The organism is Kitasatospora sp. NPDC085464, from assembly GCF_044541955.1.
In the GTDB taxonomy this organism is placed as follows: Bacteria; Actinomycetota; Actinomycetes; order Streptomycetales; family Streptomycetaceae; genus Kitasatospora.
The window spans coordinates 183,165-201,613 of record NZ_JBITTM010000010.1 but is presented as its reverse complement, the minus strand read 5'-3'; the positions used below and the strand labels follow the sequence as shown (position 1 = coordinate 201,613).

The window sequence follows — 18,449 nt, the reverse complement described above, 5'->3', positions numbered from 1 at the left end:
GAGGTGACAACCCATGGACCAGCTCAACGACCTTGACCTCGTCATGGCCGAGGACGGCGCGTCCGGCCTGTTCCTGGAGGAGCTCCAGGACTCCGCCGCCGCGTACTCGACCATCGCGTCGGCCAGCACCGTCGGCACCGCCACCGGCTGCGCCAGTAGCTTCGGCTCCGCCAGCTCGTTCGGGTGACCGCGAGCGAGGGCCACGTCCGAGCCTTCGCGGAGAGGAGGTGACACACATGCAGAACACCGAGCTCGAACTCGAGCTGTTCGCGGCCGACGACGCGTCGGTCGAGATCCTCGCCGACAGCGCCGCCGCCTGGGGCACCCTCGGCACCCTCTCGTCCGCCGGCACCGTGACCGGCTGCCTCGGCTCCGCGGCGACGGCCTCCACCACCAGCCCCTGGTGACAGGGTCCCTGGTATCCCTTCGAACTGCGAAAGGAGGTGACACACCATGCAGAACACCGACTTCGAGGTCGACCTGTTCGCGGCCGCCGAGGCCTCCGTCGAGGACCTTCCGGAGAGCGGCGCCGCGGGCTGGAGCAGCGCCGGGACCGTTTCCTCGGCCGGCTCCGTGACCGGCACCTTCAGCTCCGCCGCCACCGTCTCCTCGTACAACAGCTGACGCTCGGTGGCGTCTTGTCCCCGACGGCTCGACACCTGCGAAAGGAGGTGACGACCATGCAGCACCTCAACGAGGACGACCTGCAGCTCTTCCTGACCGACGAGCTGCTGGTCGAGGACCTGCCGGAGACGGCGGCCCTCGGTTCCTTCGGCAGCGTGGGCAGCTTCGGCAGCACGGTCGGCAGCTGCGCCTCGACCGCCAGCACCGGCAGCACCTTCAGCTGATCCGCTGAGCTACCGATCCACTGATCCACGCGGTTCCGCCCGCAGCGGATCACCCGTCACGAACACACAGCAGGGAGGGAAACCATGGAGAACACCATTCAGCTGGGCGACGACCTGGACCTGGAGGCCTTCGTCGAGGAGCTCGACGACGCCACCAACATGTCGCTGTCCACCGCGGGCTCGCTGGCCTGCGCCGGCTCCTTCGTCGGCAGCTGCGCGTCGAGCGGCAGCAGCTTCTCGACCGCCTCGTCCTGAGGACGGCCCTAGGTCGGCCCTGGTGACCACCGGCGCCCGCGCCGGGACGTGACCAGGCAGGGGAGTCGCGTCGCTCCAATCGACGCGACTCCCCACCCATGAAGTCTCCCAGAGACCGGCCCGGAGCGGACTGGTACCGGTCCGCTCCGGGTGTGATCCGGACACCGAAAGCGAGGACAACGTGCCATCCAGCCCCGAGACCGTGGCGCCGGAGCCGTGGCTCGACACCGAGCGGCTGCGCATGCGCGACGGTGTCGAGATCATCACCGGCGCCGGCGGCCGGACCATGCTCGTCTCCCCGGCCGGCCGGTACCTGAACATCTCGCCCAGCGGCCTGGCCATCCTGCGCCACCTGGGCGAGGGCATGACCGGCGCGGAGCTCGTGGCCTCGCTCACCGAGCGCTACCCCGAGCAGGAGGAGCAGATCCGGGGCGTCCTGCCGAACTTCCTCGCCGACCTGCGCCGTGCCTCGGTGCTCAACCTCGACCCGCTGCCGGCCACCGGCACCGAGCGGGCCATCCGGTACGGGCGGCTCGACCTGGTCAAGCGCTTCCCCCTGGTCCGTGACCCGAGCCGCTACGCCGATCCCGTCGCCGGTGTGCTGCGCCGCCTGCCGGTCCGGCCGCTCGCCGCGCTGCTGCTGGCCGTGCCGGTGGTCGCGATCCCCCTGGTGGTGCTCGCCCTCACCTCGTCGGCGGGGAGCACCCGTCCGGCGGCGTGGATGGTGGCGGCCGCCGTCGCGGTGATGCTGGGCGAGGTCGTCGTCCACGAGTTCTGCCACGCGGTCGCCATGACCTACAACCGGATCCGGCCGCGGAACGCCGGGGTCGGGCTGATGCTCTACCTGTTCCCGATGGCCTACGTGGACCGTACCGACACCTACCGGCACGAAGGCCGGTTCGGGCGCGTGCTGATCTCCCTGGTTGGGCCGATCTGCGACCTGGGCTTCGCCGGGGTCTGGTCCCTCGCGGCGCTGAACACCTCCGGTGACGCCTCCCTGTTCTTCCGCATCCTGGTGGGCTTCCAGCTGCTGGCGGTGACCGCGAACCTCAACCCGCTCTTCCCGAGCGACGGTTACCACGCGGTCGAGGCGGCCCTCGGCGCGATCAACATGCGCGGGCGGGCCCTGACGTACGTGCTGCACCGGGTCACCCGCAAGCCATTGCCGCTCTACCTGCGATCGATCCCCCGTCGCGCGCGGGTGGGCTACCTCTGCTACTTCGCCGTCAGCCTGCTGTACACCCTGCTCGCGGCCGGCCTGATCCTCCTCAACCTGATCGTTCTCGCCATTGGGCTGATGTCGTGACCAACCCCAGTACCACGCTCCGGACGGAGGCCGGGCCCGCCCGGCTCGCCGGTTTCCGGCTCGACCGGGTCGGCGGCCTGCCCGTCACGGCCCTCACGCTCAGCGAGCCGGTCCGGGAGCGCCTCGACCGCCTCGCCGAGGTCGAGGCGGAGCTGACGGCCGCCGGTGCCGCGCTCGGCGACGCGATCTTCCCGCTGGTGCCCGCCGCGGACCGGAGTGTTCGGCGTCGGCTGCTGAGGGCCAGGAGGCTCGCACACGGCGGCGGCGGCCTCGGCTCCGAGGACCTCGACCTCCTCGTCGGGGTAGGAGTTCCCGCCGCCGTCACGGACCGCTGGCGAGTGGCTCAGGAGGCGCTCGCCCTTCAACTGGCGGGGCTCCAGGACGCCGTCGCGCAGTGCGCGGCCCGTACCGCCGACACCCTTCGCGCCCACCTCGACTCCGGGCCGCTCGCCCTCTCCCTGCCGCTGGTCGCCGCGCACCTGCCGGAGAAGGCCGGCGATGCGGAGTTGAGGCCGGGCGCCCGCACGTCGCGGACGTTGCTGAGCTACCTGGTCCGCGCGGCCCTCAAGCCCAGCCCGCTGGGCCGGCTGACCACCGTCGCGCTGCACGGGCCGACACGGCCCCAGCCGGCAGGGCGCACCGAGACTGCGCTACCGGTCGGCTACGTGCACGGCCTGATTGCCGAACTCGCGGCCACCCCGCGCTTTTCCGACGCCTTCACCTATGCCCCTGCCCATTCCGTCGCGGCGACGGACGGCAACGACTCCGTCGTACTCACCTCGCTCTCCGACAACGGGGGCTTCCTCTGGTCGACCGAGCGGATCGTCGACGCGGGCCTCTACCGGGCGGACCTCGACGAGGTCCGATCCGTCCCCGCGACCGCCCTCGCTCCCGGCCGGCTGGCCCGCTACGTGCGGACGGGGCTGCTCGTGCCGGTCGTCCCCTGGAAGGCGGGCAGCCACAGCCCCCTGATCGATCTGGCGGATGCCCTGGGCCGTAGCTCGGCCGAGGACGCCGCAGAGCTGGCCCGTCTCATGACCGAGCTCGACGCACTGGTGTGTGGGGTTGCGTGCGCCGAGCCAGTCGGTCGACGAGGCGTATTGGCCGACATCCGCTCGCGCGCCGACCAGCTCGCCGAACGCTGCGGGGCCCCGCGCTGGAGCGCGCAGCTGGTCCACGAGGACGGCGCCAGTGCCGAGCCGGTCGGCCCGCTACCCGCCTCGGTCGAGGCGGACCTGCGGACGGTCGCGGAGAACCTGCGCCCCTACGTCGTCCGCTCGTACGTCTACGACGCCGTGCTGGACGCCTTCCGGGCCCGGTACGGGGCGGGCGGGCGGTGTGAGGACTCCGCCGGTTTCTTCATGCAGCTGCAGGCCGACAGCACCTTCAAGGCCGCCTTCCACCGGGCGCGGATCAGCGACATGACGGTCGACGCCGCAGGACTCGGCGAGCGCGCGGGCCTTCCGGTGGGACGCACCGCCGCCCCGCCGTCCACGGCCGTCCTCTACCAGCTCGCGGCCGGGAGCGCCGCAGCCGCCCACCGGGGCGACTACCGCATGGTGGTCAACCAGTACGGCAGTGCCCTGGGCGGCCTGGTCACCCGGTTCGGCAGCCTGCTCGGCAAGGAGGCGGTGACCGGGGCCCAACTCGGCTGGCTGCGCTCGCTCTTCCCCGGCTGCGAGGTCCGCGCGCTCACCTTCTCCGGTCAGGTCAACAACCTGCAGCACGCCGGGGCCGGCTACCTGCCGCAGCTCCACTGGCCCGCCGAACAGCAGGAGCGCGCCGCGGATTCACTCGGTTTCGACCGGCTCGCCCTGCGGCACGACGCCGCGACCGACACCCTTGAGTTCGAGGGCCCCGACGGGAGTCCCGTCGCGCCCGTGTACACCGGCATCGTGCCGGCCCACATCGCCACCGGAGCCGCCCGGCTGGCCCTGGCCGTCATGGACCCCTGGATCGACCGCTCGCCGCTGACCAGGGACAATCACCCCTTCCTGCGGGCCCAGGCCTTGACCGCCGTCGGCCCCGAGCCGGTCGTGACGCCCAGGGCGACCGCCGGCCGGGTGGTGCTGCGACGGGCGCGCTGGATCCTCCCGGCGTCCGCCTTCCCGAAGCCCGAGCGCGGAGAGTCGACGGCCGACCACCTGCTGCGCCTGGACCGCTGGCGCCGGGACCAGCGGCTGCCCCGCGAGGTGTTCTTCCTCGCCCTGGGCGCCGACCCGCTCGACGCCAACCGCCGCAAGCCCATGTGGCTCGACCTGGCCTCGCCCCATTCCGTCGCGACCGCGCTGCCACTCATCGCGGGCGCGCACACCCTGCGCATCGAGGAGGCGCTGCCCGGCCGGGACGAGGCGTGGATCGCCGGGCCGGACGGCCCGCGGATGTGCGAACACGTCAGCTTCCTGGCCTGGGACCGTCCCTCCGGAGACCACCGATGACCGCCGCGACCGCCGTATCCGATCAGCGCACCTGGCTGTACCTGAAGTTGTACCCCGGTCACCTCGACCTGCTCGACGCGGCCCTGACCGAGGTGGTGGCCCCGCTCGTCGAGCAGGTCGCCCCGGAGGCCGAACGCTGGTTCTACCTGCGCTACTTGGACGGCTCGGGCCCGCACGTGCGGCTGAGGTTCCTCGTCGACCGAGACCAGGCCGATGCGCTCGCACTGCGACGGACGTCACTGTTGGCGCAGTTGACGGCGCTCACCGGCAGGCCGGGACCGGCTCCGCTGACCGTTCTGCCGGTCGCCCCGACAGGCAGCACCGGATCGCGTCCCGACGTCCGGCTCGACCTCTACGAGCCGGAGTACGCCAAGTGGGGCGGCCCGGAGGGGCTGGAGGTCGCGGAACGCGTCTTCCAGGCCTCCAGTGCGACGGCTCTGCGGCTGGTCGCGGCGTCGGACGGCACCGTCGAGTACCGGATCGCCCTCGGTCGGCTGGTCGTGACCCGGCTCCTCGACGGGCTCGGCCTGGACGGAGCGGAGCGCGACGGCTTCCTGCGGACCCACTACACCTGGTGGTCCGGCCTGAAACACGCCTCGGCGGCGGAGGGGATCACGCGAGACGCCAATCTCCGGACCGCTCACGAACGGATCGATTCCGCCGTGTCGGAGAAGTGCGGGCGACTGTCCGAATCGGCACATTTGATCGATATGGTCAACGCGTTGTGCGCCGATATGCTGATCGGCATCGAGAAGCGGGAGGCGCATCAGAAACCGATGTATCTGGCTTTCCACCACCTGCATCTGACGCTCAATCGGCTCGGCATCGCACCCGTCGAAGAGGCTCTGGTTTCGCTGCTGGCTGGCCCGGGGACCGGCGCTGCCGCGCCCGACCGCAATACCCCCGCGTTCCCCTCCGAGGAGTCGTAAGTGCTGGAACTTCACCAGGTCAGGAAGGCGTTCGGTGACCGCCAGGTCCTCCACGACGTGTCCATGGCCTTGGCCCCCGGGAAGCTGACGGGCTTCGTCGGTGCGAACGGCGCGGGCAAGACGACCACGATGCGCATCATCATGGGCCTGCTCGCGCCGGACGGCGGCGAGATCAGCTGGCACGGCTCGCCTCTCACCACCGAGCAGCGCCGGAACTTCGGGTACATCCCCGAAGAGCGGGGCCTCTACCCGCGCCAGCCCGTTCGTGAGCAGCTCGTGTACTTCGGCTCCCTGCACGGAATGACGAAGCGCGGGGCGACGGAACGGGCGGACGAGATCCTGGACGTCCTGGGCCTCACCGAGCGTGCGGCGGACAAGCTGGAGGACCTCTCGCTCGGCAACCAGCAGCGCGCCCAGATCGCCGTCGCGCTGATGCACCGGCCCGAACTCCTCGTCCTGGACGAGCCGTTCTCGGGCCTGGACCCGGAGGCGGTCGAGGCCCTCGGCACGCTGATCCGCTCCTGCAGCGACGACGGTGTCCCGGTGCTGTTCTCCAGTCACCAGCTCGACCTGGTGGAGAAGCTCTGCGACGAACTGGTCATCCTCTCCGGCGGCCGGATCGTGGCCGCGGGCACCGCGGCCGAACTCCGGGCGAGCCACGACTCGGTTATCCGCATCGACGCGCCGGCCGTGGAGACGTGGATCCGCGGCACCACCCGGATCAAGGTCCTCTCGGCGGACGGCGGCAGCGCCCGCTTCACCCCGGTCGACGCGGGGGCGGCGGAGACGGTGCTGCGCACGGCGATGACGCGAGGCCCGGTGTCGCACTTCGGCGAGGTGCCGGTGCCGCTGTCGGAGATCTACAAGGAGGTGACCCGATGACCAGGGCCCAGCAGAGCGAGCGGACCTCACCGGTCTGGCTGCGCGTGGCACAGCGCGAGGTCCGGGTCCGTGCCCGGAGCAAGGCCCTGTGGATATCCACCGTGGCGATGATCGTCCTCATCGTCGGCGGGGTGATCGCCCTGCACGTCTTCTCCGGACGCACCACGAGCTACACGGTGGCCGTCGTCTCTCCGGGCGCCGAGCAGACCGTGACGGCCGCGGCCCGCACCGCGACGGACGTGAAGCTCGAATCCCGGTACCTGCCCGACCGGGCGGCTGCCGAGCGGGCCGTGAAGGACGGGGACGCCGACGCCTTCCTGGTGCTGGACGACACGGCAGGCGCGCATGCCTGGCACCTGGAGGCGAAGGGGAAGCCGGCCGCGGAACTGCAGGGGTACCTCGCCCAGGCCGTCGCGGCCCAGACCATGCAGCAGAACGCCCAAACGCTCGGAATCTCCCTCCCCGACGTCATGCGCGGCGCCGAGTTGGCCCCCGTGCAGTTGGACTCCTCCTCGGACGAGGCCGGCTACCAGTACGGCGTGACCTTCGTCTTCGGCCTGCTGTTCTTCATGTCCTGCCAGCTCTTCGGCACGACGACGGCCAACAGCGTGGTGGAGGAGAAGGAATCCCGGGTGGTCGAGGTGCTGCTCGCCGCGATCCCGACCCGCTCCCTGCTCGTCGGCAAGGTCGCCGGCAACTTCGTGCTCGGCATCGTCCAGATGGCCGTCTTCACCGCGGTGGGCCTGCTCACCGCGCTGGCGGCCGGCGGGGTGCCCCACCTCGGCTCGATCGTCGCCTCCAGCGGCTGGTTCCTGGTGTTCTACGTCCTCGGCTTCGGAACGGTCTGCTGCCTGTTCGCCGGGCTGGGAGCACTGGCCTCCCGTACCCAGGACGTGCAGTCCGCCACCGCGCCCCTCCAGATGATCGTCACGGCCACCTACATGGTCTCGATCATCGGCAAGGGAGCGGTCGTGACCGTGGCCTCCTACGTGCCGATCGCCTCCACCGTCACGATGCCGGCGCGGGTCTTCGCGGGTACCGCGGCGTGGTGGGAGATCGTCGCTTCCCTCGCGATCGCGGCCCTGTTCGCGGCGCTCACCGTCCGCATCGCCGCCCGGGCCTACCGTTCCTCGGTCCTGCACACCGGCAGTCGGCTGTCGCTGCTCGCCTCGCTGCGCGCGGACCGGGCCGAGCCCACGGCGACCCGTTCGGCGGGCGTGTAATCGGCTGCGCCCACGTCGTCGGCCGGCCGGGATCAGACCCGGCCGGCCGCCCCAGAAAGGAAGGAACCCCATGAGCAACCACGTCGTCGTGGCCGAGATCGGCCTGACCAAGAACCGCTACGGCGCCGAGATCAAGGCCTCCGAGCCGATGACCCTCGAGCAGGCGCGGGCGTTCGCGCTGGAGGCCGCCCGCGGCGACCACCCCGACTTCGCGTCGGCCGCGAAGAAGGCCCAGATCCTGCGGGTCAGCGCGGACCAGTACCTCGTGGTCGAGGGCCACCGGCTGAGCCCCGACAGCCTCAACCGGTTCACCGTCACCGAGGTCGTCGACGCCGGCTGACCACCACCGCACGAGCGTGTCACCCGCGATCGTCTTCCCGGCCGGCTCGGCCGGGAAGACGATCGCGTCGCCCCTGGGTCAGAGCCATCCCCGGTCGCGCGCGGCCAGGACGCCCTGGGCGCGGTGGGTGGCGCTCAGACGGCGCAGCAGGCTGGCGACGTGGCCGCGGTAGGTCCGGACCGAAATGCCCAGCTCGCGCGCGCCCGCCTCGTCCTTCTCGACCCGGACCATGGTCTTCAGCACCTGCCGCTCGATCTCCGTCAGGTGCTCCTGGTCCAGGTCCTCGCCCGCGCACCAGAACCGCTCGAAGAGCGCGATGAGGCTGGAGATCATCCCCGGTTGATGGACGACCAGCGCTCCGCGGCTGGTCTCCCGAGGGTCGATCGGCACCAGGGCGGTGGTCCGGTCGAAGATCAGCATCCGCTCCAGCGGGCCGTCCATCGTGCGGATCCGCGCGCCCCGCGCGCTCAACTCGGTGAGGTACTCGGCCGTCCTCGGGTCATGCAGGGCGTCGGACCGCAGGATGGTGCGCATCCTCAGACCGCGCCGGAGGGCCCGCTCATCGGATTCCTTCGCGCCCTCGATCGCGGCGGCGGTCAAGGGACCGTTCGGCTGGACGGACAGCAGTTCGTGGCGCGCGAAGAAGGCGAGTTCGTCGATGCGGGCCCGGACCCGGTCGGGGCCCTCGACCCGCTCCACGCCGTCCGGTGGGGACTGCCGGCGGCCGTCCCGCTGGTCGTCGAGCAGGACGCCGACCACGTGCCGGGCTGCGATGACGCGCTGGATCTCGGCCTGGAGTTCGGTGAGCCTCGACTCGACCAGCCGCTCGGTCACCACGAACGGATCCGTCGGCACGACGCCCTCTCTCTCGGCCACCGTCACCATCCCGGCGGCCTCCAGACGTTCCAGGACCGTCCGCAGCTCCTCGACATCCATCCCGGCCGCCGGTGCCAGCGACTCGATCCCCAGCCCCGGAGAACGCAGCGCGCAGCGGTAGACCCGTTCCTCGTCCGCCGCGACCCCGAGATGCGACAGCCCGGCCTCTGACATTCCCCTCGTCCTCCGAGACATCGGACACCGAACGGGATTCGTTCGTAACCGATTGCTATGTGACTGACGAGCGATCGTAACGCCGACCGGGGACAGGCCCCAGGGCGAGAGGGACCGGCCGAGTGAGGACCGGAGTGAGAGTCTGACGAGCGTGCGGATCAGGTGCTTCGCCTGCGATGGAACGCCTGCTGGGCGGACCGGTGCTGGTCGGCGAGCGGGCGGACGGAGCGTATTCACGGCCCTCCCGGCCGGCGGGAGGCGCCCGGGGCAGGTGTTCTCGACCGGGCTGTGCGGGAAAACCCTGATGGAACCTTGATGTCTCCAAAGCGGCGCATCCACGGCGGCAGTGCAGGACGCTGTTCACACTGCGGCCGATCCTGCTGAGCGCGGCGCTGCCGGTGGTGCACCAACGGGGGAGGCGGAGCGGCGGATGGTGGAGCGGCCGCCGGCTGACGAGTCCGCCCTGAGGGGATTCGGCCGTGCCCGGCCAACGGCAGTGACGGCGGGCGGATGTCAGCCTGACGTGTCACGTCCTGACGGGATGCTGCGTCACGGGGGCGAGCCGTCGTCCTGATCCGGCGTTCCGTCACACTCGCCCGCCCCGGGTCGAGGGCTATCCGCGGCGGCCGTCCGGCATTGCGGCGAGGCGGGCCTCGAAGCCGTCGAGGATGGCCTGGAGACCGAACTCGAAGCTGTTGTCGGGCGCGCTCGCGTACTCGGTCGCGGCGGTGGTGCCGAGGCGCTCGCGCAGCCGCGGGAAGCCCATGGCGATGTCGGTCGCCTGCGCCATGGTGTCGGCCAGCCTGCGCTCGGGGTCAGCGCCACCGGCACCGAGCCGCCGGGTCAGCGAGACCTGGGCGGCGGGTGGGAGGGCGTTGCCGAGGACGAAGGTGAAGACCGTGGCGGCCGCCCGGTCCGCGTCGGCGGGGGCGAATCCCGCCTTCTCGTAGACGCCCAGGAGGTGGTCGTCGTGGCGAGCCTTGCCGGGGCCGTAGAGGAGGTGGCTGCCGTATGCCTGGCCGAGCCACGGGTGCCGGGTGAGCATGGCGTGCATGCCCGAGGCCATGGCGGTGGCGGCCGTCCGCCAGTCGGTGGCGTCGAGATCGGGCAGTTTGACCTCGTCCCAGATCGCGTCGCCGGCCAGCCGGACCAGGTCGTCCTTGGTCTTGATGTGCCAGTAGATCGCCGTGGCGGCAGCGTCGAGCCGCCTGCCCAGGCTGCGCATGTTGAGGCCGTCGAGCCCGTCGTCGTCCAGCAGCTGGATGGTGGTGCGGACGATCTGATCTGTGGTCAGGGATTGCCGTGGCATGGGATCAGCATAGTTGAACTAAGTTCAGATCGACGCTTGCACTTTGTTCAAGAAGGGCTCTATGGTCTTCCTGTACTTAGTTCAAGACGGCTGAGGGGGACCAGATGTCACAGGAAGCGCTACACCGGTTCGTCGAGGCGACCGCCGAGGAGTTCGGCATCCCGGGCGTCGCCGTCGGGATCCTGGCGGGCGGTCAGGAGAACTACGCCTCCCACGGCGTGACCAGCGTCCATCACCCGCTGCCGGTCGACGAGCAGACCCTCTTCCACCTGGCCTCGACGACCAAGACCTTCACCGCGACCGCGCTGATGCGCCTGGTCGCGGAGGGGAAGGTCGAGCTGGACGCGCCGGTGCGGCGGTATGTTCCCGAGCTGCGACTCGCCGACGAGCGGGCTGCCGAGCAGATCACCGTACTGAACCTGCTCAACCACACAGCGGGCCTGGACTGGAACCTGATCGACACCGGCGACGAGGCCGACACCCTGGCCGGTTTCGTGGCGAAGATGGCAGAGCTGCCCCTGATCGCCCCGCCTGGCGCCCGCGCCTCGTACAGCCAGGCCGGCTACAACCTGGCCGGGCGGATCGTCGAAGCCGTCACCGGCCTGCCGTTCGAGAAGGCCGCCGCGTCGCTGGTGCTGGAGCCGGTAGGCCTGTCGAACACCTTCTTCGAGCTGGACGACGTCATGGTCCGGAGCTTCGCCGTGGGCCACAACCGCGGTGAGGACGGGCAGTTGCGGCTCGCCCAGCCGTGGAAGTCCTGGCGGGCCGGCGCGCGTGGCAACAACCCCGGCGGCGGCATCGTGTCCTCGGTGAGCGACCTGCTGCGCTGGGCCCGGTTCCAGCTCGGCACCGGCGAGGGCGTGCTGCCGGCCGAGGCGCTGCACCGCATGAAGGAGCCGACCGTCGAGCTGCGCGCCAGCACGCTCGGCGACGCCTTCGGCATCTGCTGGTTCCTGCGCGACGTGGACGGCGTCCGCACCATCGGGCACGGCGGGTCGGGCAACGGCCAGTTCGCCGAGCTGCTCATCGTGCCCGAGCGCAACTTCGCGGTCGTCTCGCTGGCCAACGCCGGCCCCGACGGCTACACCTTCAACCAGGCCGTCGCCCGCTGGGCGTTGGAGCACTACCTCGGCGTGGTCGAGAAGGAAGCGGAGCCGGTCCCGTACGACGAGGCGCGGGCGCAGGAGGTCGTCGGCGGTTACGAGATCGACGCCATGAACCTCGACATCGCCACCGACGGGACCCGTCTCACCCTCGCTGTCGGCATCAAACCGGAACTCCGAGCGGCCTCGGACGTGGAGATGCCCCCGGACTACCCGGCGGCCACCATCGGCTTCCTGACCGACGACGGCGACGAGTACGTCGTCACCGACGGCGGACTGAAGGGGCAGCGCGGCTTCTTCAGCCGCGACGCCGACGGCAGGGTCATCGGCGTCGACCTCGCCGGGCGCCTCTTCGGCCGCGCCCGTGCCTGGGCCTGACCGGGTTGTCCTGGCCCCGGCCTCGCCCCTGATCGCCGAGGAAGTCAAGCGGGCCGAACCGAACCTGAAAAGCGTGCAACACGAGGTACCACAACACCCCGGCGCGGCCAAGCCGTTGTTCCTTGCGATGCTCCGACCGAGTGCGGCAGCAGTAGCCGTCGGCCGTCGCAGAGGAGAGCCCGTGTCCGAGCAGTTCATGAACGTCAAAGAGACTGCGGAGTATCTGAACATGTCGGTCCCGTGGGTGTATCGGGAGGCGCCCCGTGTGGGCCTCGTGCCGTACAGGTTTGGGAGTGGGAGGAATGCGAAGCTGCAGTTCACGGTGTCCGACGTTCATGCGTGGGTGAAGCAGCAGCGCATGTCGGCTGCGTGACCTGAGCGACCGCGAGCGACGAGGAGGGCCTGCCCCCGTCGGGGCGGGCCCTCCTCGTTCGTTCAGGCAGCGAGGCCGAGGTTGAGAAGCTGGGCGGCGCGGCTGATCGACCCGGGCATGAGGTGGCGGTAGATCTTGAAGGTGACGTCGATGCTCTTGTGGCCCATCCACTCGGCGACGTCGGTGATCGGGATGTTGTGGGTGAGACAGGGTGGCGGAGGAGGTAGCCGTCGACGGTGCCGTACTTGTCGGCGTACCACTCGATGGTCAGCTTGACCCGTGCCGGCAGCGGGACGTCGCGGTAGTCGCCCTCCTTGCGGTGCTTGAGCGGGGCGTAGTCCTTGGTGGTCTGGTTGACCTGATCGGTGACGCGGTAGACATCGTCGGCGACGATGTTGTTGATGTTGACCGCGGTGGCCTCGCCGTTGCGTAGGCCGCAGCCGCTCATCAGATCGGCGATGACGACGAAGGCGTCGTCGCCGGCGGTGCGTATCCCCTGGAGCTGGGTGGGGGAGGGGATGACGGCGCGCTTCGGGTCGTACTGGGGCGGCTTGACACCGTCGAACGGGTTCTCGTCGTAGAGGCCGACGCGGTGGGCGTCGAGGAGGATCGACTTCAGCTTGTCGAAGGCGTTGGGCTGGGTGGCGAGGCCGACGCCGTTGCGCTCCATGGTCTGGATGAAGGCCTCGACGACCTTGTGGTCGAAGGTGCCCATCCGGCGGCTGCGGAAGGCGGGGTAGAGGTGGTGTTCCAGCAGTGAGTCGAGGTGGCGGAGGGAGGCCGCGCCGAGGTGGCGCTGGTCGGCCTTCCACTCCTCGACGTAGGGCTCGAACTGCATCGGGCCGTACTTCTGGATCCGCTCCGCCTTGCGCTGGCTCTGCGGGGCGTTCTTCCTCGCCTGGTAGACCTCTGCGAGCCGGGCCTTCGCCTTCTCCTGGGTGGCGAAGCCGGACTCCTCGGTCTGCCGCCCGGCCGCGTTGCGGTAACGGATCTTGTACTCGTGCGGGCACCTCGGCCACCGGCTCTCGGGGTGCTCGCACTCCTTGAAGAAGCTGCCCATGCCGCGGACGAGGTTGATGGTGGCCATGGTTGTCGACTCCCGGGCGCCTTGCTGACCTTTTGCTGACCCCGGATGGTCGATCAAGCCCCTGAGCTGGGAAGAAACGGCAGAGCGGTGGTATGTGGTGGAACTTCATCGGCCGCTCCACCGAGGACATCGCCCAGGCTCGCACCGACTGGATGGCCGGCACCCGCTTCGGCGCCGTCCACGGCTACGCCGGCGACCGCCTCCCCGCCCCGGAGCTCCCCGCCATGCCCCTCAAGCCCCGCGGCCGCGAGCGCTGAGGCCGGGTGCCCGCTCGCCGTCGTGCTGCGGCAGTTGCGACCCCTACGTTGAACGAGGAGGAGCCGCGGACGCGCGGTCGGTGGGTCCGGTTCGCCCGGTGCGGGTCCGGTAGCCGGGGCGGGGCGGCGGGGTAAACGGGGGTGGTGGTCGTTGTCGCAGAGTTGTGACAGATCGGTACCGGATCTCTTACGGGTTCCTCATGACGTGCACGTAGGGTCCTTGTCCATGGCACAGGAGCGGGCGGGGGCGGGCATGCGGAAGTTCGGGCACGGGTTGCGGCTGATCGGGATCAGTGTGGTCGCGGGTGTGGTGGCGGCGGGGATCGCCCTGCCGGCCGTGGCGGCGGCCGGGCTGGGGGCCCAGTCGGCGGCGGACGACTTCCAGAGCCTGCCCGACGACTTCAAGACGCCGGCGCTGTCGCAGGCCTCGACGATCCTCGACGCCCAGGGCGGCACGATCGCCACCGTGTACGACCGTGACCGCACCGTGGTCCCGGCGGACCAGATATCCCCGCTGGTGAAGACCGCGCTGGTGGACATCGAGGACAACCGCTTCTACGAGCACGGCGCGATCGACCTCAAGGGCGTGCTGCGGGCCCTGGACAAGAACGCCTCCTCCGGCACCACGGCGCAGGGCGCGTCCACGCTGACCCAGCAGTACGTGAAGAACGTGTTCGTCGACGAGGCGGGCGACGACCCGCAGAAGGTCCAGGAGGCGCAGCGGCAGACTGTCGGCCGCAAGATCCAGGAGCTGAAGTACGCGATCAAGCTTGAGGAGACCCTGAGCAAGGACCAGATCCTCACCAACTACCTGAACATCACCTTCTTCGGGGAGAAGGCCTACGGCATCGAGTCGGCCGCGCGGCGCTACTTCGGCGTGCACGCCAAGGACCTCACCCTGCCGCAGGCCGCGATGCTGGCCGGTCTGGAGCAGTCGCCCACCAACTACGACCCGGTGGTCAACCCGACCGCGGCCAAGGACCGGCGGGACACGGTGCTCCGGAAGATGGCCGAGTACGGGCACATCACCAAGGAGCAGGCCCAGCAGGCGATCGCGACCCCGCTGGGGCTCAACGTCCAGGCGCCGCAGCAGGGTTGCATCCTGGCCAAGCAGGGCGAGGGCTTCTTCTGCGACTACGTGCGCAAGGTGGTGCTCACCGACCCGGCGTTCGGGAAGTCGGCGGCCGAGCGGCAGGCGGTGTGGAAGCGCGGGGGGCTGCAGATCCACACCACGCTCGATCCCAAGGCGCAGGCGGCGCTGTACACCTCGGTCACCGGGCACGTGAACGCCGGGGACCAGGCGGCGACCGCTATGAGCATCGTCGAGCCGGGCACCGGCAAGATCCTCGCGATGGGGCAGAGCCGTCCGTACGGCGTCGACGACAAGCAGCACCAGACCCAGATCAACTACAACGCCACCAAGGCCATGGGCGGCGGGCTGGGCTTCCCGACCGGTTCGACTTTCAAGCCGATCGTCGCGGCGGCGGCCCTGGAGAGCGGCCTGACGCCGGCCCAGAGCTACACCACCGACTACAGCATCCCGTGGCCGGCGATGAAGGACTGCTCGGGCGCGAAGTTCCCGTCGTCCGGGCAGGTGCACAACGACAGCCCGACCCTCACCGGCCAGTTCACCATGAAGACGGCCATGGCGCAGTCGGTCAACACCTACTTCGCGAAGCTGGAGGCCGACACCGGGCTCTGCAACGTCGCCCAGATGACCAACAAGCTCGGCATCACCGAGCAGGCGGGCGGGGAGAAGCTCCAGGTGGTGCCGTCGATGACGCTCGGCAGCAACGACCTGACCCCGCTGGCGATGGCGGGCGTCTACGCGGCCTTCGCCGCCCACGGCACCTACTGCGCGCCGACCGCGCTCACCTCGGTGACCGGCCCCGACGGCAAGCAGCTGGCCGTGCCGCAGGCGAACTGCTCGTCCGTGATGTCCGCCGACACCGCGGACACCGTCACCGCGATGCTCAAGGGCGTCGTGGACGACGGCACCGGGAAGATGGCCGGCCTCACCGGCCGCGACAGCGCGGGCAAGACCGGCACCACCAACGAGAGCCGCCAGGTCTGGTTCGTCGGCTACACCCCGGAGATGGCCGGCGCCACCGTCGTCAGCGACACCGACAACCCGAAGCCGCTGGACGGCCAGAAGATCGGCGGCAAGGTGATCGACCAGGCCTTCGGCGGCACCCTGGCCGGCCCGATCTGGCGCGACGCGATGGACGGCGCCCTGGACGGCACCCGGGCCGGCACCTTCCCTTCGGTCCAGCTGCCGTAACGGTCCGTCATTCCGGCGAAGGCCGTCGACCCACGCGCCCCACGGGGTTGGTGGGTCGACGGCTTCGTGGTGCCATGGTGCCGTCGGGCGGGAAAGGGCGGGCGGGGTGTCGGCGGGCGGCAGTATTCTGCTGGGCTGCGGAGTTGACTGGGTGTCCGGTGGGGGCAGGGACCGCGTGGGGGAAGTGGCGTGACGTACGGGGAGCAGGACCCTTTCTCGTGGCCGGGGCAGGGACCGGGATACGGACAGGGATACGGTCAGGGGCAGGGTCAGGGGCAGGGGCAGGGGCAGGGGCAGGGGCAGGGGCAGTGGCAGTGGCAGGGCCGGCCGCCGTGGCCGCAGCAGCCGTGGCAGCCGCCGGGCCGTGTTCCGTTGTGGCAGCGCTTCCGGGGCGAGGAGTGGCCCACCCTGCGGGAGGTGGTGGCGCCCGCTCGGCGGGCGTTCGGCGGGTGGGTGTGGCTCCCCCTGCTGTTCTGCCTGTGGCCGTTCCTGCTGTTGCTGGGGCTCTACCCGATGGCGCGGTCGGCGCGGCAGCTGGCGCGGCGGGTGTTCGTGGCGCCCGGGCCGCGGGGGATCAGCGATCCGGTGGTGCTGCGGGTGCAGCGGATACGGGGGTGGCTGGCGCTCGCCGCGGGGTTCACGGTGCTGGCGGTGTACGGGTCGCCCGGGGACTGGAGCGAGGCCAACGACCAGTGGGAGCTGCGGCTGGTGATCACGCCGTGGCTGGTGCTGGTGACGGCGCCGGCGGTGGTGGGGGTGCTGTTCCGGCTGGCCGGGCCCGCCGCGCGGCCCGCGATGCGGGCCCAGGTGCGGCCGGCGGTGCTGATGGCGCTGCGGTACGTGGGCGCGTGCACGGCGGTGCCGGTGCTGCTCTTCCTCGCCCAGAAGGTGCAGGGGTCGGTCCAGGTGCTGTTCGTCGGCCAGCTGTTCGACATCCTGATGCTGGCGGTGCCGATCTGGGCGCTGATGTTCGTGGCGTTCGCCTCGCCGACGGTCGTCCGCACGGCCTTCACGATGGACCGGGTGCACGCGGTGTTCCCGCCCGTGCTGACCGGGGTGCTGGTGTGGGAGCTGGCCCTGATCGGCCTGGCGATCGGCGGGCTGCCGCCCGGTCCGCCGGCCGTGCAGCTGTGTTCGATCGTCGGCGGTCCGGCGACGGTCACCGCGGTGGCCTGGTGGGAGGTGCACCGGCTGCGTACGCGCTTCGGGGTGTCCCTGCGCGGGAGGGCGGCGGGCGTGAGCGGCCGCTAGGCCCGGGCCGCGGTGCCCCGCCGGGGCACCGCGGTGGTACCCGTACGGTCCGGTGCAAGGGTCGATCTTGCTGGCCGGCACTCAGAACCGTTGTGTGGAAGCCGGAACGGCGCCTCACCCCCGGTCGGGCGAGGCGCCGTTCCGGCCTCACGTCGGCTGGCCTCACGTCGGCTGCCCGGCGGGCGCTACAGCAGCGCCTCGGAGCCGTGGAGCTCCACGAAGCCGACCACGCGCCGCAGCTGGTCGAAGTTCGTCACGTTGTTGCCGATCAGCCGCACCGAGGCCGACTGGCCCTGCCGCCAGCTGTGGGCGGCCCGGGAGAGCGCGCCCCACTGGTTCTCCATGTCGCGGTAGTCCACGCTCAGTTGGACGTCGGCCCAGGAGCTGATGTTTCCGTGGACCCGGTTGAAGATCGGCCCGAACCGGGCGGCCTCGGAAAAGACGGTGATGGCCATCAGCATGCCCCGGTCGATGCGGGTCTGGTCCCAGGTCCCGACGTTGTTCAGGTCCCGGAGCGCGTTGAAGATGTTCTGGGCGCCGAGGTGCAGGTTCTCGCGCGTGGTGCCGCCGTTGAGGCTGAGGTAGCTGCCGTTGCGCGGCATGAGCCGCACCGTCACGCCCAGGTCGTTCTGGAACTGCTGCTGGCGGCCGTCCTGGAAGGCCCAGTGCTGGTTGGCGCTCGGCGAGTAGAAGCCCGCGACATAGAGGTTGTCGGCCCACAGGTAGACGGAGACGAGGTGGGAGCCGTTGTTGTTGACCCGCACCTGGATCAGCCGGTTGGTGTTCCGGGTGGTCTGCTGGAGGGTCCCGTCGGGGGCGTCGGTCGCATCGCCGTAGCTGTTGCGGTGGATCGCGTCGATCAGGTTCCAGTAGCGGTTCGCGTGCTCCGCCCCGCCGGCGGTGATGTTGGTGATGTCCCAGTCGATCACGGGCCAGTTCACCAGCGCTGCCGCCCGGTTCACCGCAGCCGGGCCCGCCTGGCTCACCGCGGCCGGGTGGACGGCGGGGGCGGTCGCCGCGGACACGGTGCCCGCCAGGGAGACGAGGAGTGCGGTGGCCGCGGAGATCGACAGCAGCACGGAGGAGGTCTTCTTGAGCACGGGTTCCTTCTCGGATGACGGGTGATCGGAGGGGGCTGG

19 protein-coding genes and 1 pseudogene are annotated in these 18,449 nt (G+C 70.7%); 16 read left to right on the top strand and 4 right to left on the bottom strand.

Features of this window, described 5'->3' with window-relative positions; translation table 11 throughout:
* Positions 1-13 precede the first annotated feature (13 nt).
* The 11 genes from ACIGG8_RS11650 to ACIGG8_RS11600 all read left to right on the top strand — a co-directional run bounded on the left by ACIGG8_RS11650 (position 14) and on the right by ACIGG8_RS11600 (position 8,221).
* The gene (locus ACIGG8_RS11650) at positions 14-187 is read left to right on the top strand and encodes a thiocillin family RiPP (protein WP_396547274.1); all 174 of its coding nucleotides are present in this window, start codon (positions 14-16) and stop codon (positions 185-187) included.
* A gap of 49 nt (positions 188-236) precedes the next feature.
* Entirely contained in the window at positions 237-407 is a 171-nt protein-coding gene (locus ACIGG8_RS11645) for a thiocillin family RiPP (RefSeq protein ID WP_396547273.1), read from the top strand.
* Between the two features lie 46 nt (positions 408-453).
* A complete protein-coding gene (locus tag ACIGG8_RS11640; protein WP_396547271.1) occupies positions 454-624 on the top strand; it encodes a thiocillin family RiPP in 171 nt (56 codons plus the stop codon).
* Positions 625-680: 56 nt separating this feature from the next.
* Positions 681-848 (top strand): thiocillin family RiPP, encoded by a 168-nt coding sequence (locus tag ACIGG8_RS11635; RefSeq protein ID WP_360261953.1) that lies wholly within the window; start codon positions 681-683, stop codon positions 846-848.
* Between the two features lie 84 nt (positions 849-932).
* Positions 933-1,103 (top strand): hypothetical protein, encoded by a 171-nt coding sequence (locus ACIGG8_RS11630; protein ID WP_360261954.1) that lies wholly within the window; start codon positions 933-935, stop codon positions 1,101-1,103.
* 181 nt (positions 1,104-1,284) lie between these two features.
* Entirely contained in the window at positions 1,285-2,409 is a 1,125-nt protein-coding gene (locus tag ACIGG8_RS11625) for a PqqD family peptide modification chaperone (protein ID WP_396547269.1), read from the top strand.
* The gene (locus tag ACIGG8_RS11620; RefSeq protein WP_396547268.1) at positions 2,406-4,847 is read left to right on the top strand and encodes a lantibiotic dehydratase; all 2,442 of its coding nucleotides are present in this window, start codon (positions 2,406-2,408) and stop codon (positions 4,845-4,847) included. Before ACIGG8_RS11625 ends, ACIGG8_RS11620 begins: the two co-directional genes overlap by 4 nt.
* On the top strand, positions 4,844-5,776 hold the full coding sequence (locus ACIGG8_RS11615; RefSeq protein WP_396547266.1) for a thiopeptide-type bacteriocin biosynthesis protein: 933 nt from the start codon (positions 4,844-4,846) through the stop codon (positions 5,774-5,776). The genes ACIGG8_RS11620 and ACIGG8_RS11615 overlap by 4 nt, the downstream gene beginning before the upstream one ends.
* Positions 5,777-6,658, top strand: coding sequence for an ABC transporter ATP-binding protein (locus tag ACIGG8_RS11610; protein WP_396547265.1), 882 nt, complete (start codon positions 5,777-5,779; stop codon positions 6,656-6,658).
* Positions 6,655-7,881 carry an ABC transporter permease gene (locus tag ACIGG8_RS11605; protein ID WP_396547264.1) on the top strand — a complete coding sequence of 409 codons (1,227 nt, stop codon included), beginning with the start codon at positions 6,655-6,657 and terminating at the stop codon, positions 7,879-7,881. Before ACIGG8_RS11610 ends, ACIGG8_RS11605 begins: the two co-directional genes overlap by 4 nt.
* Positions 7,882-7,951: 70 nt before the next feature.
* Positions 7,952-8,221 (top strand): hypothetical protein, encoded by a 270-nt coding sequence (locus ACIGG8_RS11600; protein WP_396547263.1) that lies wholly within the window; start codon positions 7,952-7,954, stop codon positions 8,219-8,221.
* Positions 8,222-8,299: 78 nt separating this feature from the next.
* On the opposite strand, the gene ACIGG8_RS11595 is transcribed toward ACIGG8_RS11600, so the two are convergent.
* Together ACIGG8_RS11595 and ACIGG8_RS11590 are read right to left on the bottom strand one after the other, a co-directional pair.
* Positions 8,300-9,271, bottom strand: a complete 972-nt coding sequence (locus ACIGG8_RS11595; protein WP_396547261.1) for a LuxR C-terminal-related transcriptional regulator — start codon at positions 9,269-9,271, stop codon at positions 8,300-8,302.
* A 613-nt stretch (positions 9,272-9,884) separates the two neighbouring features.
* Positions 9,885-10,580, bottom strand: a complete 696-nt coding sequence (locus tag ACIGG8_RS11590) for a TetR/AcrR family transcriptional regulator C-terminal domain-containing protein (RefSeq protein WP_396547259.1) — start codon at positions 10,578-10,580, stop codon at positions 9,885-9,887.
* Positions 10,581-10,684: 104 nt separating this feature from the next.
* Between ACIGG8_RS11590 and ACIGG8_RS11585 the strand changes: the two genes are divergently transcribed.
* Together ACIGG8_RS11585 and ACIGG8_RS11580 are read left to right on the top strand one after the other, a co-directional pair.
* On the top strand, positions 10,685-12,061 hold the full coding sequence (locus ACIGG8_RS11585; protein ID WP_396547257.1) for a serine hydrolase domain-containing protein: 1,377 nt from the start codon (positions 10,685-10,687) through the stop codon (positions 12,059-12,061).
* Between the two features lie 127 nt (positions 12,062-12,188).
* Complete coding sequence (locus ACIGG8_RS11580) at positions 12,189-12,434, top strand: helix-turn-helix domain-containing protein (RefSeq protein WP_396547298.1); 246 nt, start codon at positions 12,189-12,191, stop codon at positions 12,432-12,434.
* Here the strand turns inward: ACIGG8_RS11580 and ACIGG8_RS11575 are convergent.
* A complete protein-coding gene (locus ACIGG8_RS11575; RefSeq protein WP_396547255.1) occupies positions 12,379-13,521 on the bottom strand; it encodes a site-specific integrase in 1,143 nt (380 codons plus the stop codon). The genes ACIGG8_RS11580 and ACIGG8_RS11575 overlap by 56 nt on opposite strands.
* 92 nt (positions 13,522-13,613) lie before the next feature.
* Between ACIGG8_RS11575 and ACIGG8_RS11570 the strand changes: the two are divergent.
* From ACIGG8_RS11570 to ACIGG8_RS11560, 3 genes and pseudogenes are all read left to right on the top strand, one after another.
* A pseudogene (locus tag ACIGG8_RS11570) lies at positions 13,614-13,778 on the top strand (pirin family protein); the annotation flags it as partial.
* A gap of 226 nt (positions 13,779-14,004) precedes the next feature.
* Positions 14,005-16,059: a transglycosylase domain-containing protein gene (locus ACIGG8_RS11565; RefSeq protein WP_396547254.1), complete on the top strand. Its 2,055-nt coding sequence runs from the start codon at positions 14,005-14,007 to the stop codon at positions 16,057-16,059.
* Between the two features lie 417 nt (positions 16,060-16,476).
* Entirely contained in the window at positions 16,477-17,310 is an 834-nt protein-coding gene (locus ACIGG8_RS11560) for a hypothetical protein (protein WP_396547252.1), read from the top strand.
* Positions 17,311-17,495: 185 nt separating this feature from the next.
* Here the strand turns inward: ACIGG8_RS11560 and ACIGG8_RS11555 are convergent, their stop codons facing one another.
* Positions 17,496-18,410 carry a ribosome-inactivating family protein gene (locus ACIGG8_RS11555; RefSeq protein WP_396547250.1) on the bottom strand — a complete coding sequence of 305 codons (915 nt, stop codon included), beginning with the start codon at positions 18,408-18,410 and terminating at the stop codon, positions 17,496-17,498.
* Positions 18,411-18,449 lie beyond the last annotated feature (39 nt).

What these genes read in the sequence shown, in the direction of transcription:
- ACIGG8_RS11650 (WP_396547274.1), top strand. Translation starts at nt 14, where the DNA reads ATGGACCAGCTCAACGACCTTGACCTCGTCATGGCCGAGGACGGCGCG.
- ACIGG8_RS11645 (WP_396547273.1), top strand. Translation starts at nt 237, where the DNA reads ATGCAGAACACCGAGCTCGAACTCGAGCTGTTCGCGGCCGACGACGCG.
- ACIGG8_RS11640 (WP_396547271.1), top strand. Translation starts at nt 454, where the DNA reads ATGCAGAACACCGACTTCGAGGTCGACCTGTTCGCGGCCGCCGAGGCC.
- ACIGG8_RS11635 (WP_360261953.1), top strand. Translation starts at nt 681, where the DNA reads ATGCAGCACCTCAACGAGGACGACCTGCAGCTCTTCCTGACCGACGAG.
- ACIGG8_RS11630 (WP_360261954.1), top strand. Translation starts at nt 933, where the DNA reads ATGGAGAACACCATTCAGCTGGGCGACGACCTGGACCTGGAGGCCTTC.
- ACIGG8_RS11615 (WP_396547266.1), top strand. Translation starts at nt 4,844, where the DNA reads ATGACCGCCGCGACCGCCGTATCCGATCAGCGCACCTGGCTGTACCTG.
- ACIGG8_RS11605 (WP_396547264.1), top strand. Translation starts at nt 6,655, where the DNA reads ATGACCAGGGCCCAGCAGAGCGAGCGGACCTCACCGGTCTGGCTGCGC.
- ACIGG8_RS11600 (WP_396547263.1), top strand. Translation starts at nt 7,952, where the DNA reads ATGAGCAACCACGTCGTCGTGGCCGAGATCGGCCTGACCAAGAACCGC.
- ACIGG8_RS11595 (WP_396547261.1), bottom strand. Translation starts at nt 9,271, where the DNA reads ATGTCAGAGGCCGGGCTGTCGCATCTCGGGGTCGCGGCGGACGAGGAA.
- ACIGG8_RS11590 (WP_396547259.1), bottom strand. Translation starts at nt 10,580, where the DNA reads ATGCCACGGCAATCCCTGACCACAGATCAGATCGTCCGCACCACCATC.
- ACIGG8_RS11585 (WP_396547257.1), top strand. Translation starts at nt 10,685, where the DNA reads ATGTCACAGGAAGCGCTACACCGGTTCGTCGAGGCGACCGCCGAGGAG.
- ACIGG8_RS11580 (WP_396547298.1), top strand. Translation starts at nt 12,189, where the DNA reads ATGCTCCGACCGAGTGCGGCAGCAGTAGCCGTCGGCCGTCGCAGAGGA.
- ACIGG8_RS11575 (WP_396547255.1), bottom strand. Translation starts at nt 13,521, where the DNA reads ATGGCCACCATCAACCTCGTCCGCGGCATGGGCAGCTTCTTCAAGGAG.
- ACIGG8_RS11565 (WP_396547254.1), top strand. Translation starts at nt 14,005, where the DNA reads ATGGCACAGGAGCGGGCGGGGGCGGGCATGCGGAAGTTCGGGCACGGG.